Annotated in this window: 12 protein-coding genes; 6 read left to right on the top strand and 6 right to left on the bottom strand. The window is 37.9% G+C overall.

The features are described 5' to 3' along the window. The first annotated feature begins 462 nt into the window (after window positions 1-462). Both mutA and scpA read left to right on the top strand, forming a co-directional pair. Window positions 463-2325 (top strand): methylmalonyl-CoA mutase small subunit, encoded by a 1863-nt coding sequence (gene mutA, locus AABJ51_RS03685; RefSeq protein ID WP_338374443.1) that lies wholly within the window; start codon window positions 463-465, stop codon window positions 2323-2325. Between the two features lie 52 nt (window positions 2326-2377). After that, the gene (scpA, locus tag AABJ51_RS03680) at window positions 2378-4525 is read left to right on the top strand and encodes a methylmalonyl-CoA mutase (protein ID WP_338374442.1); all 2148 of its coding nucleotides are present in this window, start codon (window positions 2378-2380) and stop codon (window positions 4523-4525) included. Window positions 4526-4668: 143 nt separating this feature from the next. Here the strand turns inward: scpA and AABJ51_RS03675 are convergent, their stop codons facing one another. The 5 genes from AABJ51_RS03675 to AABJ51_RS03655 all read right to left on the bottom strand — a co-directional run bounded on the left by AABJ51_RS03675 (window position 4669) and on the right by AABJ51_RS03655 (window position 10770). After that, window positions 4669-5826, bottom strand: coding sequence for an iron-containing alcohol dehydrogenase (locus AABJ51_RS03675; RefSeq protein ID WP_338374441.1), 1158 nt, complete (start codon window positions 5824-5826; stop codon window positions 4669-4671). Window positions 5827-5854: 28 nt separating this feature from the next. Further along, entirely contained in the window at window positions 5855-7159 is a 1305-nt protein-coding gene (gene murA / locus AABJ51_RS03670; RefSeq protein WP_134435192.1) for a UDP-N-acetylglucosamine 1-carboxyvinyltransferase, read from the bottom strand. Between the two features lie 208 nt (window positions 7160-7367). After that, window positions 7368-8375, bottom strand: coding sequence for a UDP-N-acetylmuramate dehydrogenase (gene murB / locus AABJ51_RS03665; protein WP_026625127.1), 1008 nt, complete (start codon window positions 8373-8375; stop codon window positions 7368-7370). Between the two features lie 26 nt (window positions 8376-8401). Continuing rightward, entirely contained in the window at window positions 8402-9181 is a 780-nt protein-coding gene (locus AABJ51_RS03660; RefSeq protein WP_338374439.1) for a hypothetical protein, read from the bottom strand. Between the two features lie 59 nt (window positions 9182-9240). After that, window positions 9241-10770 (bottom strand): capsule assembly Wzi family protein, encoded by a 1530-nt coding sequence (locus tag AABJ51_RS03655; RefSeq protein ID WP_338374438.1) that lies wholly within the window; start codon window positions 10768-10770, stop codon window positions 9241-9243. A gap of 187 nt (window positions 10771-10957) precedes the next feature. Here AABJ51_RS03655 and ileS point away from each other — a divergent pair, with 187 nt between their 5' ends. From ileS to AABJ51_RS03635, 4 genes are all read left to right on the top strand, one after another. Further along, a complete protein-coding gene (ileS, locus tag AABJ51_RS03650; protein ID WP_338374437.1) occupies window positions 10958-14371 on the top strand; it encodes an isoleucine--tRNA ligase in 3414 nt (1137 codons plus the stop codon). A gap of 132 nt (window positions 14372-14503) precedes the next feature. Beyond that, window positions 14504-14884, top strand: coding sequence for a TraR/DksA family transcriptional regulator (locus AABJ51_RS03645; protein ID WP_026625123.1), 381 nt, complete (start codon window positions 14504-14506; stop codon window positions 14882-14884). Window positions 14885-15211: 327 nt separating this feature from the next. Next, window positions 15212-15835 carry a lipoprotein signal peptidase gene (locus AABJ51_RS03640; RefSeq protein ID WP_338374436.1) on the top strand — a complete coding sequence of 208 codons (624 nt, stop codon included), beginning with the start codon at window positions 15212-15214 and terminating at the stop codon, window positions 15833-15835. Further along, window positions 15835-16605: a DUF4296 domain-containing protein gene (locus AABJ51_RS03635; protein ID WP_338374435.1), complete on the top strand. Its 771-nt coding sequence runs from the start codon at window positions 15835-15837 to the stop codon at window positions 16603-16605. Before AABJ51_RS03640 ends, AABJ51_RS03635 begins: the two co-directional genes overlap by 1 nt. A gap of 86 nt (window positions 16606-16691) precedes the next feature. Here the strand turns inward: AABJ51_RS03635 and AABJ51_RS03630 are convergent, their stop codons facing one another. Then, complete coding sequence (locus AABJ51_RS03630) at window positions 16692-17201, bottom strand: DUF3806 domain-containing protein (RefSeq protein WP_338374434.1); 510 nt, start codon at window positions 17199-17201, stop codon at window positions 16692-16694. Between the last annotated feature and the right edge of the window lie 18 nt (window positions 17202-17219).

Below are 17219 nucleotides of genomic sequence, written 5' to 3'. Positions count from 1 at the left end.
TTTATGGGAAGAGTATCAGTAATTGAAAAATTTATCTATAGAGAAAGGATTGTAGACCTTTTATAATATATAAAGCAGGAAAAAGGTGACCAATAAAAAATGCAATTCTGGAGTAACTTTTGTTACCTTTTGAGGAAATGGATAATTAAAAATGAACAATAGTAACTTCGAACTGATTTTAGAAAACTATTAACTGACCTCTGATTTGTTACCTTTTGCAAATAAACAGACGGATGGACAGTTTGTGCTAAAATAAAAATAAAAACCAGGAGTGTTAATTAAATTGTATTTTGGCTGTATATCCCAAACAAAAAAGCTATTTTTGTAATGCTTTTTGGTGATATAAGTATGTCAGTTTCAGATATAGTAAGAAAAAATCTATTTCCTGATAGAAAATATAGATCAGAATATATTCATAGTCAATATGATAAACCAATATACTAAAACATTATTTAATAGACCATGGCAAATCTAAAAGAAAAGCTTTTTACAGATTTTCCTGCTATCTCTACTGAAGAGTGGATGGCAAAAATCACAGCTGATCTAAAAGGCGCTGATTTCGAAAAGAAACTTGTTTGGAAAACAAACGAGGGATTTAAAGTAAATCCTTTTTACAGAAGTGAAAATATCGAAGGCTTAAAAACCACAGATGCTCTACCCGGAGAATTCCCTTATGTAAGAGGTACTAAAAAAGACAATGACTGGTATGTTCGCCAAGACATTACTGTAGTCGACTTCAAAGCAGCTAATGCTAAAGCATTGGATATTTTGAATAAAGGTATTACATCCTTGGGATTCATTATCGCAGGTGATGATGTAAATGCCGAAAATATCAAAACCTTACTAAATGACATCTGCCCCGAAGCTGTAGAATTAAACTTCAGTACTTGCAACAGAAAATCTTTGGAACTGGTTAAAATCCTTGTTGATTACCTGAAATCAAAAGATGTAAATCTATCGGAATGTTACGGTTCGGTAAATTATGATCCGTTTAAACCAATCCTGAAACATGGTACAGACAATAGCGAATGGGCTGCAAAAGCAGCTGAAGTGGCGCTTGCTGCTGAATCTCTTCCTAATTTCAGAGTATTAAATGTAAATGCTACTAAATTTAATAATGCCGGAGCTTACATATATCAGGAACTTGGTTTTGCTCTTGCTAACGGGAACGAAATACTTAGCAAACTGGTAGAAAAAGGATTGGATGCAACACTTGTTGCTAAAAAAATCAAATTTAACTTCGGTATCGGCTCAAACTACTTTATGGAAGTAGCTAAATTCAGAGCTGCCCGCTGGTTATGGGCTGAAATAGTTAAAGCTTACACACCTAATGCAGAATGCGGATGTGCAGCTAAAATATATGCACACGCAGAAACATCTACATACAACATGACAACATTTGATGCTCATGTTAATTTACTTCGTTCGCAAACAGAAGCAATGTCTGCATCTATAGCCGGAGTAAACTCTTTAACTGTACTTCCTTTTGATGAAAGCTTCAAAGATTCAGACAATTTCTCTGAAAGAATAGCTCGTAATCAACAGCTATTATTGAAAGAAGAATGTCACTTCGATAAAATCACTGACCCTTCAGCAGGTTCATATTATATCGAAAACCTAACTTCATCTATCGCAGAAGAAGCTTGGAAGCTTTTCCTTGAAATTGACGAAAACGGATTTTACGCAGCTCTTAAAGCCGGAACTGTACAAAATGCAATCAAAGCATCTTCTGATGCTCGTTTCAAAGCATTGGCTACACGCCGCGAGGTTCTTCTTGGTACTAACCAGTTCCCTAACTTTACAGAAGTTGCAGCTAACAAAATCAAAAAAGACAATGCGTGCGGATGCGGATGTTCTCACAAAGACGGAGATTTACTTGCACTACCTGCAACACGTCTGGCTACTGAATTCGAAAACCTGCGCTTATCTACCGAAAAGTCAGGAAAAACACCTGTCGCATTCATGTTGACTATAGGTAATTTGGCTATGCGTTTGGCTCGTTCTCAGTTCTCTTGCAACTTCCTTGCCTGTGCAGGATATAAAGTTATAGACAACCTTGGTTTCGAAACTGTTGCAGACGGAATAAAAGCTGCTCGTGAAAAGAACGCCGATATTATTGTTATTTGTTCAAGCGATGATGAATACACAACTCTGGCTCCCGAAGCTTATGAACTGGTAAAAGGCGGAAAAGAGATATTTGTTGTTGCCGGTGCTCCTGCTTCTACAGATGATCTTAAAGCTGTTGGTATTGAAAACTTCATCAATGTGAAGAGCAACGTTCTTGAAACATTGAAAGGTTTTAATGCTAAACTAGGTATCAATTAAAGGTTCGAGCCTTTTTAAGTATTGACTTTGTTTTATACAAAAAAGAATAATAATGAAACCAAATTTCAAAAATATAGATATAAAAAACGCAGGATTTGAGGCAGTAAATGCTGCCGAATGGTCTGCTCAAAATGGTATCGAAGCAAACTGGATCACACCGGAATTGATACCTGTTAAACCTGTTTATACAAAAGACGATCTGGAAGGAATGGAACATCTGAACTATGCTTCCGGTATTCCTCCATTCCTACGCGGACCATATTCAGGTATGTACGCTATGCGTCCATGGACAATCCGTCAGTATGCAGGATTTTCTACAGCAGCCGAATCAAATGCATTCTACCGCCGTAACCTTGCTTCAGGACAGAAAGGTCTTTCTGTAGCATTTGACCTTGCTACACACCGTGGATACGATGCCGACCACCCTCGTGTTGTTGGTGACGTAGGTAAAGCCGGTGTATCTATCTGTTCGGTTGAAGATATGAAAGTTCTTTTTGATGGTATTCCATTGAATAAGATGTCTGTATCTATGACAATGAACGGAGCTGTACTTCCTATTCTTGCTTTCTATATCAATGCAGGACTTGAACAAGGTGCTAAATTAGAAGAAATGGCAGGTACAATCCAGAATGATATCCTTAAAGAATTTATGGTGCGTAATACATACATTTATCCACCGGAATTCTCTATGAAGATTATCGCTGATATCTTCGAATATACATCTCAGAAGATGCCTAAATTCAACTCTATTTCTATCTCCGGTTACCACATGCAAGAAGCTGGTGCTACTGCTGATATTGAGTTGGCTTATACTTTAGCTGACGGCATGGAGTACCTGAAAGCTGGTATCGACGCAGGTATTGATGTTGATGCATTTGCTCCTCGTCTATCATTCTTTTGGGCTATTGGGATGAACCACTTCATGGAAATCGCCAAAATGCGTGCAGGTCGTTTATTGTGGGCTAAAATAGTTAAGAGCTTTGGTGCTAAAAATCCAAAATCTCTGGCATTACGTACTCACTCTCAAACTTCGGGTTGGTCATTAACCGAACAAGATCCGTTCAATAATGTCGGCCGTACTTGTATCGAAGCGATGGCTGCAGCTCTTGGTCATACACAATCTCTTCACACCAATGCTTTGGATGAAGCTATTGCATTACCAACTGACTTCTCTGCTCGTATTGCACGTAATACTCAGATATATATACAGGAAGAAACTCAGATCTGTAAAGAAATCGACCCATGGGCTGGTTCTTATTATGTAGAGTCTCTGACCAATGAACTTGTACATAAAGCATGGGAGCTTATCCAAGAGATACAAAAATTAGGAGGAATGGCTAAGGCTATTGAAACCGGTATTCCTAAAATGCGTATAGAAGAAGCTGCTGCTCGTACTCAAGCTAAGATCGACTCTGGAAATCAAACAATCATCGGTGTTAATAAATACCGTCTCGAAAAAGAAGATCCTATTGATATTCTTGATGTTGACAACACTGAAGTGCGCCGTCAACAAATCGAAAGATTGAATGATCTGAAATCTAAGCGTGATAATGATGCTGTTAAGAAAGCATTGGAAGCAATCACTGAATGCGTAAAAACTAAGAAAGGTAATCTACTTGAACTTGCAGTAGAAGCAGCTCGTTTACGTGCTACTCTGGGTGAAATATCCGATGCTTGTGAAGTTGTAGTAGGACGTTATAAAGCTATAATCAGAACTATTTCAGGCGTGTATTCATCAGAAACTAAAAAAGACCCTACATTCCAGGAAGCTTGTAGACTTGTTGAAGAATTTGCTAAGAAAGAAGGTCGTCAACCTCGTATCATGATTGCTAAAATGGGTCAGGACGGACACGACCGTGGAGCAAAAGTAGTTGCAACAGGTTATGCTGACTGTGGATTCGATGTGGATATGGGACCATTGTTCCAAACTCCAGAAGAAGCAGCCCGTCAAGCTGTAGAAAATGACGTTAATGTTCTTGGAGTATCCTCTCTGGCTGCTGGTCACAAAACTCTTGTACCTCAAGTTATTGCTGAACTCAAAAAACTAGGACGTGAGGACATTATTGTAATTGCCGGAGGTGTTATTCCAGCACAGGATTATGACTTCTTGTACAAATCAGGTGTAGCAGCGATCTTTGGACCAGGTTCTCCTGTAACCAAAGCTGCTGTTGAAATCATGAAAATATTATTGGCTGAGTAAGATAGCTGATAATCAACAATAAAAAATCGCTTCCCGAAAGAGAAGCGATTTTTTTTGTTGATCCAAAAGAAGACTAGCACCTCAATTTAATATCACTGAAACAACCTTAAGTGTTTTGCCTTCTCTCTGCTCATTAGTTGATACTACATTCTCAAAGTCAGAATCTCTTTCACAACATCTGCTGTTATATTTTCCTTTTCACCAAGTTTCCAACCTCTCTCCTTGATTCGGTTCGAAACGGTATCTACAGCCTCCTGTCCCAATCCATAATCCGATAAATGGGTCTTAACCTGCATTTCTTCGAAGAAATTAATTACAGCTCTAATAGTTTCATCAATACGTTCGTCTTTCGACATATTATTATAGATGCCGAAAACCATCTCTCCTAATTGAAGTATCTTATCTGCTTTCTGATCTTTCAAGACACTCAATACACCAGGGAGAACAATGGCTAAAGTCTGAGCATGATCTAGTCCATACAAGGCTGTGAGCTCATGACCAATACGGTGTGTTGCCCAATCTTCGGGAACACCACAACCGATCCATCCATTCAAAGCCCAAGTAGATGCCCACATCAGATTGGCACGAACATCATAATCACGAGGAGTTTCCAACGCCTTCGGACCTTCGGTTATCAAAGTCACTAAAACGGCTTCCGCAAACTTATCCTGAATCATTGCCTGTGAAGGATACGTAACATATTGTTCTATCACATGCACAAATGCATCCACTACCCCATTACTTACTTGCTTCAATGGCAATGAATAAGTTACCTCCGGATCAAGAATTGAAAATTTAGGATATAACTTAGATGAGCCAAAAGCCAACTTATCATGAGTTTCAGCTTTGGTTATAACAGCTCCACTATTCATTTCCGACCCTGTAGCCGATATAGTCAATACTGTACCAAAAGGCAATGTTCTTTCGATACGAGCTTGCTTACTCAGGATATCCCATGGATCATCACCTTTAAAACAAGCGGCTGCAACAATAAATTTAGTAGCATCAATTACCGAACCGCCTCCTACAGCAAGTACATAATCAATGTTTTTCTCTTTGATCAACTCCACGGCTTTCATACAAGTCTCGTAATGAGGATTAGCCTCAATTCCTGAAAACTCATAAAAATCAAAAGCTGATAAAGCTTTTATGACCTGATCATAAACTCCGTTATGCTTAATACTTCCCCCTCCATAAGTTATAAGAACTTTACTTCCGGCAGGAATCTCCTTCGATAAAGACTTTATGGTATCCTTACCAAATATAATTTTTACAGGATTAACAAAACTAAAATTTTCCATTATGTGTATCCCTTTCTTCTTTTAATGATTAGTTCATTCTTAATATATTAGCACCCAATTGATTCAGACGGACATCAATATTCTGATATCCTCTGTCTATCTGGTCTATATTATGTATCACACTCTTTCCATCTGCGCACATTGCAGCGATAAGCAAAGCAATACCGGCACGGATATCAGGTGACGTCATGACTGTAGCGCGCATAGAACGGCGTCCTGTACCAATAACTGTTGCACGATGCGGGTCGCAAAGTATTATCTGAGCACCCATATCTATCAGTTTATCAACAAAGAACAAGCGACTTTCAAACATCTTCTGATGGATCAATACACTACCTTTTGCCTGTGTTGCCACAACCAATAATACACTTATAAGGTCGGGAGTCAACCCCGGCCATGGAGCATCAGCGATAGTTAATATGGAACCATCTATAAATGTATCAATTGTATATTCTTTATGCTCCGGAATGTGAATATCATCTCCCTGACGTTCGAGTGTAATGCCCAAACGACGGAATGTATCCGGTATAATACCCAAATCATCATAAGATACATCTTTGATTGTCAACTCAGAACCGGTCATTGCTGCCATCCCGATAAAACTTCCGATCTCGATCATATCCGGTAAAATACGGTGGGTTGTTCCGCCCAATTCTTTGACACCTTCAATACGTATTAGATTAGATGCTACTCCGGATATTTTAGCCCCCATCTTATTCAGCATCTTGCATAACTGCTGTAAATAAGGTTCGCAAGCAGCATTATATATAGTAGTTTCACCCTCGGCCAAAACCGCAGTCATTATAATATTAGCAGTACCTGTTACCGAAGCTTCATCCAAAAGCATGTAAGTTCCGGTAAGCTTCTCGGCTGTGATAGAATATAATTGCTGTTCGTTATCATAATCAAAGTTTGCACCTAACTTCTGAATACCGATAAAATGTGTATCTAGACGACGGCGTCCAATTTTATCACCTCCCGGTTTAGGAAGCAATGCTTTGCCGAAACGAGCTACTAAAGGACCGATAATCATTACGGAACCTCTCAATGAAGCACTTTTCTTCAAAAATTCGGGACTCTCAAGATAAGTCAAATCTACCTCGTCAGCCCTAAACGACCAGGTATTTTCATTCAGGCGACTGGTCTTCACTCCCATATCTCCAAGAAGAGAAATAAGATTATTGACATCCAGAATATCGGGTATATTCTCTATAATAACCTCTTCAGGGGTTAATAGAACTGCACAAATAACCTGTAATGCTTCGTTTTTTGCTCCCTGAGGAGTTATTTCACCTTTCAGGCGGCAACCGCCTTCTATAATAAATGATGCCATGTATCTTTAATTGATTAAATATTCTTTGGGGTTCTCAGACCTTATCTATTAATTTATATTTATTTGATAAAAGGTAACAAAAGTTACTCCGAAATTGCACTTTTATATTGGTCACCTTTTCTTTCCCTGTTTTTCTAAAAATCGTTCTATAAATAAGAGGATCTCCGCCACTTTCCGTATAGATAAATTTTCGAATTACTGATCTATATTATAAAATCCTAACTTCTGGCTCCAGCTCTATGGAAAACTTTTCAAAGACAGCTTTCTGGATTTCATTTTTAAAGTAAACAATATCGTTTCCGTCGGGTGATCCATAATTAACGATAATTAAAGCTTGTTTCGGATATGTGCCGACTTGTCCTAGCTGCTTTCCTTTATAACCTGCTCTGTCTATCAAAAAAGCCGCAGACGTCTTTACCAAGTTATCATTAACGGGATAAATCGGCAAATCAGGATATTCTTCTTTTATTTTATCAGCCTCTTTGTTTGTAATATACGGATTCTTAAAGAAACTTCCGCAGTTGGGCAATTCCAGATGGTCGGGTAATTTACGTTGACGCACACGAATCACAGCATCACGGACATCTTCGATTGTAGGAACTACAACATCTTCCAACTCCTTGTTTAAATCAAAATACTTCGCAACATAAGTAAATGACCTTTTCAACATAAATACTACAGATATAATTATATACCTGTCCGCATTTCTTTTAAATACGCTGTCACGATAAGCAAATTCACATTCTGCATTAGAAAAAGAAACAACATCGAGCGTATTAGTGTCCAAAGCTATCACTTCATGCACACAGTCTTTGACTTCTGCTCCGTATGCCCCGATATTCTGAACTGGAGCCGCACCAACAGTACTGGGGATATATGATAAATTTTCGAGACCCGAATATCCTTTATCAACACAAAATTCCACCAGTTTATCCCAATCTTCAGATGCCATAACTTCCAGATAAACATCATCGGACTCATCTGAAACATCAGAAATCTCTCTCACTCCTAATATTTGAGGATGAATAACCAATCCATCGAAATCTTTGGTAAAAAAAAGATTACATCCGCTTCCTATCAAAAGTTTTTTTTCGTTCGGAAAGTCCAACAGGCATTGCTTTAGCTGCGTTATATTTTCCGGTTCGAAAAATATTTTTGCGACAGCCTCTGTCCGAAACGAATTATATTTCTTTAATTGTATATTATATTGATACATATTGCATTATTTAAGGTCTGAGACCCTTATTCGTCAGATTTCTTCTTTTTCAGTAAGAAATAAACAATTCCTCCTACCAGCACAAGAGCTCCAAGCCCATAAAGTATGGTAACCCAATTATTAATTACGAATTTGATAATAAAAATCAAGGCCACTACAATCGCAATAATACCGCAAACCTGAATAATTTTCTTTACAGTGTCCTTCTTCCTGTTGTCTTCCTCAATAACAAGAGAAGATTTACGTTCAACCACAGGGTTGATAAAATTATCAACAGGTTTAGCTGTATTCTCATCTATTTCTTCAAAGTCGACGTATTGACCTATTTTTTCGGGTTCATCACGTCCCTCTTCAGTGAGCAAGTTAGTTGCTTTTTGAGATCCTATGGACTTTGATTCCTGAGACTCTCCATAGGATTGAGACCGACCTGATGCTGTAAGATCAGCGGTAGCAGTTGCAACGGGTGGCACTTCTTCAGAAGAAATTATCTCTTCTGTTATTTTTTCAAGATTATGAATATCATCTTCAACAACTTGCGATGCGGTATGTACACCATCACTTTCTCTTTCGGATAGCCTTATAATGGTATCCACTCGTGAAGAAGCAATCCGCGTATCGAAATCATTATTTTCGACCATCTGTAGTAATTCAGATTCTATTGCCGGATATTTTTTTATCAGTAATTGACAGGCATTTGCAAAATCCCGAAAACGATTGATCTTTTCGAGTTTAGCTTTCATATCGTCTCCATTAAAAGCCGATATATCCAGAACTTTGTCTGCAATCGCAGACCTGAGGTTATCCATATTAAGATAAAACTAGGATTAAACTTATTTCTTTTACAAAAATAGAAATAAATCAGTGTTTATTGTACTTCAAAGCACTTAGAAATTTTTAATTGTACTCCGGTATTATCTCCGACCATTCCGGATCTGTCAAAAGCAAATGCCGCAGAGAATTTCCACCCTGACAAGCGAGGGTCTATATAAACGGTCTCGAGCATACTCGAAAACTGATTTCTTATATTTCGCGAGGGAATACGATCTGTACCCCAACTTCTAGAATAGCTGACCAATGCTCTGTATTGCAGGCTTGGAAGTATATACCCGCTAATACCTCCATGAAATGTAGATAATCTATTATTAAATACGGTAAGGGACTGTCCTCTATTATAAATCGGAGATGTAAGAAAGGGATTCCCCAAAACAAAGCCGTAGTTACTAAGCGAAGCATAATCAACATGATTATAATAGTTATCGCCACCGCTCACCTGGACAGGTATTTCTTCATTTTCATCCCAAAGGAAAGGGCCAGATTGATCTTTTGTATGCAAATATTCAAATAAAACACTTGTGAACCATCCTTTCTTATTCAGATTCAATTCCAGACCGTATAATCCATCAGGAATATTCTTAAAAATAATACCTGAATGATCTTCGAAAAAATGCTCATGATAAGCTTTTATCGAAAATTCTTTTCGCTTATGCTCAACTATAAAATGAGTACTTCCGTACACATTTCCCACAATGTTCTGCCTATCGGTAAGATTCGATTCGGCTCCACCCTTCATCGGGATCAATACCTTAAAAAAATCACTCAATTTTGCAGAACCTTTGTCCCAGTATTCTCCAGCATGATAAAAGCGTCCTCCCCACTGAGTATCCATTTCGGCTCCTACAATAAAACTCCATGCAGGTACTTTTTCAAATTTCAGAAACCCATATTTGCGATGATACAACACTTTTTCGGCATAGTATCCGTCTGCTGCGTTTCTTTTCTTGAACTTATCATCGCCAAACCAACCGTAAGACAATCCACCTATAAATTGCAAATACCTTTTTGTATATGGTACTGTTACAAAATCAGGAATACTAACTTCAACCTGAGGTATTGGGCGTGCATTATTTGAAAGTGTCATCCCTCCGGAACTTAATAGCTTATTCTTGAATAGCGAATATCTTTCTTTAGCACCTACAGACAATACAGCATTTCGGTATTTAAGATCAGCATATAACTGGTGAAAGTTAAAATCGGACTGCATATTATGAGACACCAATATATCTGCTCCCATCGTCACATTCAAGGGTGAGCCTCCTACATAGAAATAATGATTTCCGAAAGAATTAATCCTCAGATATTGATTACTATTCTCAGCTGATCCTAGCCCGAATTTATTATTACTAAGCCAAAACGGAGCAAAATCACCATCAGTGAATGTGCCTAAAGTTTCTATATTAATTGATATTCTATTCGGATTCATATAACAGTCCAAAACTACCGGATCCAGCAAAACCGTACTATCGAGGGATTGATCTGAATCCTTTTCTGGAGTTTGGCTGACAATAGGAGTTATCGACAACACAGAGAATAAAAAAGCAACACAAGCGATACGCATATTCCTAATATTAAAAATCAAGCAAATGTAATAAAAAAGGAACTATTATATCGGATATAATGAACAGCCGTTTTAAAACTACTGCATATTCACCATATTTTAATATCTCCACCCCGCGAAATATTCGCAATATGTGTTTTTTTTATTATCTTTGCGCCAATTTTTTAACGGAAAAGTGTCTGCTATTATGAGCAAAAAATTTACAGAATACAATAATTTCAACTTATCTGACATCAATAAAGAAATGTTGGAAAAATGGAATAAATTAGACTTATTCCAGAAAAGCCTTGATGTAAGAAAAGGTGCGCCTACTTTTGTTTTTTATGAAGGCCCTCCTTCGGCAAATGGTATGCCCGGTATTCACCACGTAATGGCTCGCTCAATTAAAGATATTTTCTGCCGTTATAAAACAATGAAAGGCTTTTTGGTAAACCGCAAAGCCGGATGGGATACACACGGACTCCCTGTTGAGTTAAGTGTAGAAAAAGCTTTAGGAATAACCAAAGAAGATATCGGAAAGAAAATATCGGTTGATGAATATAACGATGCCTGCCGCAAAGAGGTAATGAAATATACCAAAGAGTGGGAAGATCTGACTACTAAAATGGGATATTGGGTAGACATGAACGACCCATATATTACATACGACAACCGTTACATCGAAACTTTATGGTATCTGCTTAAAGAACTGTATAACAAAGGATACCTTTACAAAGGTTATACCATACAACCCTACTCGCCTGCTGCCGGTACAGGATTAAGTTCACACGAACTGAATCAACCCGGATGCTACCGCGATGTTAAGGATACAACTTGTGTGGCTCAATTCAAGATAAAAGGTCCAAAGGCCGAAATGAATAATTTCGGTATAGCTTATTTTCTTGCATGGACTACCACGCCTTGGACATTGCCTTCAAATACAGCATTGGCCGTAGGCTCTGAAATTGAATATGTAGCTGTACAAACATACAACCCATATACAGGAGAGAAGATGACTGCCATTGTAGCCAATTCTCTTGTATCGAGCCTGTTCAATCCTAAGGCTGCAGACCTAGCTCTGGAAGATTACAAATCAGGAGACAAACTTATACCATTCAAAATCGTAGGCTCTTGGAAAGGTTCGGATCTGGCAGAAATGGAATACGAACAGCTTATACCTTGGGTCAATCCGGGAGAAGGAGCGTTTAAAGTTGTTACAGGAGATTTCGTTACAACCGAAGACGGTACGGGAATTGTACACATTGCCCCTACATTTGGAGCAGATGACTCTAAAGTAGCCAAAGCTAACGGGGTACCAGGAATGATGCTGACCGACAAGGACGGAAATCTTCGCCCGATGGTAGATCTTACAGGTAAATACTTCAAGATAGAAGACCTTGACGCTGAATATGTAAAGAAGAACGTCAATGTAGAACTTTATAAAGAGTATGCCGGACGTTATGTCAAAAACGATTATGATGATACTCTGACCGAAAACGACCCGACTCTCGATATAGATATCTGTGTAATGCTTAAACAAGCAAACAAAGCATTTCGCATAGAGAAACATGTGCACAATTATCCTCACTGCTGGCGAACAGATAAACCCGTGCTATACTATCCTCTTGATAGTTGGTTTATCCGTACAACCGCTTGCCGTGACCAGTTGATAGAATTAAACAAAACAATCAACTGGAAACCCCAATCGACAGGAACAGGACGTTTCGGTAAATGGCTCGAAAACCTTCAAGATTGGAACTTGAGCCGTAGCCGTTATTGGGGAACTCCACTTCCAATATGGAGAACAGAAGACGGTAAAGAGGAATTATGTATCGGATCGGTAAAAGAACTGTATACAGAAATCGAGAAATCGATCAAAGTCGGATTCATGACTGAAAACCCTTGGAAAGATTTTGAAGTCGGAAATCTGGAAAAAGATAATTACGAAAAGATAGACTTGCACCGTCCTTATGTTGATAATATTATTCTGGTTTCTGAATCCGGAAAACCGATGAAACGCGAGTTAGACCTTATCGATGTTTGGTTCGACTCTGGTGCGATGCCTTTTGCACAGGTCTTCTTCCCAAATATCAGTGCTGAAGAATTTGTGAAGATATATCCAGCTGATTTCATCGCAGAAGGTGTAGATCAGACCCGTGGATGGTTTTTCACCCTGCATGCCATATCTACAATGGTCAGAGGAAGTGTTGCCTTTAAGAATGTTGTTTCGAACGGACTTGTTTTGGATAAGAATGGCAACAAAATGTCGAAACGTCTCGGAAACGCAGTCGATCCTTTTGCTACAATAGAAAAGTACGGTTCCGATCCGCTTCGTTGGTATATGATAACCAATGCTTCGCCTTGGGATAATCTGAAATTCGACACTGAAGGTATTGATGAAGTTCGCCGTAAGTTCTTCGGAACCCTTTATAATACATATTCATTTTTTGCGTTATATGCAAATGTCGACAAGTTTGACAATTCACAACCTCAGATTCCGGTTACAGAACGTCCCGAAATCGACAGATGGATTATCTCACTGTTAAACACACTGGTTAGCGATGTAGATGAATATTATAATACATATGAACCGACAAAAGCAGGTCGTGCCATATCAGACTTCGTTAACGATAATCTGAGCAACTGGTATGTACGTCTCAACCGTAAACGTTTCTGGGGAGGTGAAATGACTCAGGATAAGCTTTCGGCATACCAAACATTATACACTTGTTTGGAAACTATATCGAAACTGATTGCTCCAATAGCACCATTCTACGCCGATAAGTTATACATAGACCTGACATCGGCCTGTGAACAAAATCCAGAGGTATCTGTTCACTTAGCTGACTTCCCTGTTTATAATGAGGCTGTAGTAGATAAGGCTTTGGAAGAACGGATGCAAATAGCCCAAAGTATATCATCTATGATATTGGCTTTGCGCCGTAAGGTAAGCATCAAAGTGCGCCAGCCTTTGACACAGATAATGATCCCTGTACTTGATAAAGAGCAGGAATGCGCTATCGAAGCCGTGAGAGATTTGATTCTTAATGAAGTAAATGTCAAAGAGTTGAGATATGTCGATAATGCAGCCGGTATTTTGGTAAAGAAAGTAAAACCCGATTTTAAAAAACTCGGCCCACGCTACGGAAAAATAATGAAACAACTGGCCGCAGCGGTTCAAACAATGGATCAGGAAGCTATCGGGCAATTCGAAAAAAGCGGCTCATATACTTTCGATATAGACGGACAAGTCGCAACCATAGAAACTGCTGATGTGGAAATCATCTCAGAAGATATCGAAGGTTGGCTGGTTGCAAACGAAGGACGCTTGACCGTTGCTTTAGATATTACAATAACCGATTCTTTAAAGAAAGAAGGTATTGCCCGGGAATTAGTCAACCGGATACAAAATATCCGTAAAACGAGCGGATTGGATATAACAGACCGTATTAAAGTAAAAATATCCGATCTAGAACAAATACAAGGTGCAATATCGGAATACAAAGAATATATTGCAGGACAGGTACTGGCAGACAGTATTATGCTTGAAACAGATGTAAAAGGAACTGAGATTACAGATATGGACGATATTGTATTGAATATTTCAATAGAAAAAGTCTAAGATATCAGACCTTTTTTGTAAATTGGTTTTGTATAGAAACAGCAGAATATTAGAACCTATTTTTATAGCGTTTCAATACTTTCTGTTATTTAAATAATTAATTAAATTGCAAATTCTAAAAACGAAATGACTATGACAGAAAAAACACGATACACAGATGAAGAGCTGGATGAATTTCGCGATTTGATTTTACAAAAGTTGGACAAGGCGAAAGATGAGTATGAAGCCCTTAAAGCTTCAATAACAAACTCAGACGGAAATGATGTTACTGATACATCTCCGACATTCAAGGTTCTTGAAGAAGGTGCTGCCACTCTATCAAAAGAAGAAGCAGGACGCTTAGCTCAACGTCAGATGAAGTTTATACAAAATTTACAGGCTGCGTTGATCCGGATCGAAAACAAAACTTACGGAATATGCCGCGAAACCGGCAAATTGATTCCGAAAGAACGTCTTCGAGCTGTGCCACATGCAACATTGAGCATCGAAGCTAAAACCGGAGGCTCTAAATAAGGTCGTAAAGCTTTATTTATCAGGAAGTAACTTAAAAAACAACATGTTATGTTAAATACATAGCATTAGGTGCTTATGTTACTTAAATAGTATTAATTAATAAAAAATATCAAGAGAAAGTAGTGAGATTACACAATAGTTTTACTACTTTTTCTTCTGAAATCAAGGTCTCCGACCTATTTAATAACAAGACAAGTATAGACTTAAGGTCTCCAGACCTTCTTATTGTTCATCCAAGTATAACAGCAATAAGTAGTTATTATTGTTTAATAGCTTGTACAGACTTGAGAATCTCATAACTTGTTTTTACTTATTTAGTCATATTTTATGCAAAAATTCCCGAAGGGAGCAACAGCTATTACAGTTGTACTTCTCGTAATCATTATTGATCAAGTTATCAAAATTTGGGTTAAAACAAATATGGCTCTCTATGAGACTATTGATGTTGCTAGCTGGTTCAAAATTTATTTCGTGGAAAACAACGGAATGGCTTTCGGAATAGAAGTTTTAGGCAAACTGTTTCTGTCCCTGTTCCGTATCATTGCTGTAGGCTTCATAGGATATTATCTCTATCTGTTAGTTACCCGCAACTTTAAACATGGATATATTGCATGTATTGCCCTTATCCTCGCAGGAGCCATCGGAAATATTATAGATAGTGTATTCTATGGCGAAATATTTACAGCAAGTTATCCCGGGCATGTAGCATCCATTGTTCCTTTCGGACAAGGATACTCGAGCTGGTTACACGGAAAGGTTGTGGATATGTTTTATTTTCCACTAATAGAAGGAACTTTCCCGGGTTGGATTCCAGTATGGGGTGGAGAAGATTTTATCTTTTTCAGACCAATATTTAATTTTGCCGACTCGGCAATAACCGTTGGTATCATATTATTATTGATATTCTACAGGAAAACATTGCAGGACACAATGCAAAAACCTAATGAATAATGAAAAAAAATCATCGATTCATATATTATGCATCATTTCCGGTATTATGCCTGTGCTTCGCAGCATGCGGCAACGATAACGGAAAGTTATCCAGAGACAAAATGATGGATGTATTGCATGATATGCAACTAGTTGATGCAATATACCAAACTCGTTATCAAGATTTCAACCAAGCGGATAAAAAGACAGCTTTACTCGAAGGAGTATTTGAAAAGCATGGAATAACACAAGCTCAACTTGATTCGTCATTAGTATGGTATGCCGATCATCCCGAAGAATATATGCGGATTACAGACTCCGTTTCATCCAGACTGAAGAGAGAATCCAAAGAATTTGAGCAAGAATATCCTAATTTCGGTAGGATACGTGAATACAATCATAAAGTATTACCTTTCTACGCATATCTTACAGAAGCAAATACTTTTCTTGATTTTGACATAGATTCGATAAAGAGTAAAACGTTCTCTAAGTTCGAAATATCTTTAAAAGCATTAGGGATGCATGGTTCCATGAATGCAGAACTTGCAGTACGATTTGAGTATCCCGATACAACAATTACAAAGGTTCAACAATTTACGGATGGAGTATCCCCAAAAATAGTGAATCCCCAAGTTCAGGATACAATAAAGGAGATAAGTGGCTATATACATGTAAATGCTCCCTCTATGTCCGATTATAAAGTATTATTATACGATATTATTTTAAAGAATACCGAAGATCTGGAAAAGGCAACGAAGAATGATTCTATAAAAGATAGAAGACGAAATTAAAAAAAGAGAACTATAAAATAGTTCTCTTTTTTTTACTACATACTAAAGACTTTATCTTTCCACGCTTAGAATTAAGAATGAAATCGTCAAAAGCTATTATCGTTTAAATGTTTCTTTACCAGATCAATTATATCCTGCAAAGATCCCTCTCTACCCTCTTCGACTGCCTTCCAAACCGAACTGAAAGGAAAGGTCTGAAACTTGGGTACTTCGGAAACACAAGCGAAATCTCTACCATACTCATCATTTATTATAGACCATACGGTGTGGCATTCCTTATTCATCAAGTAACCAAAAGCTGCCCCCAAAGCATTAATAAATTCATCTTCTTCAACCAGTTTAAACCAAGACCGATTATGCAGCCAATAGTATATCAAAATATCCAGATCAGTTGCTGAATATGCAGAAAGATCTTTGACTATATCTAATTGTTTCAATAATATTTCCGCATCAACAAGACAATAAGCCACAAACTCCTTGTCTTTGTCACTCAGATTAACAACATCTTGCTCAATCTTATCAACAATCTTGGTTTTATACTCTACTGTACGACCATTGATCTCAAATGATTTATGTTCAAATCCATCCGTTTTCATATCATACTTATTTTAAGG

Origin of the sequence: Indolivaga capnocytophagoides (genome assembly GCF_036511535.1) — a bacterium.
Taxonomy (GTDB): Bacteria; Bacteroidota; Bacteroidia; order Bacteroidales; family Dysgonomonadaceae; genus Dysgonomonas_A; species Dysgonomonas_A capnocytophagoides.
The sequence above is the reverse complement of the archived record's forward strand: the minus strand, read 5'-3'. Positions and strand labels throughout refer to the sequence as shown.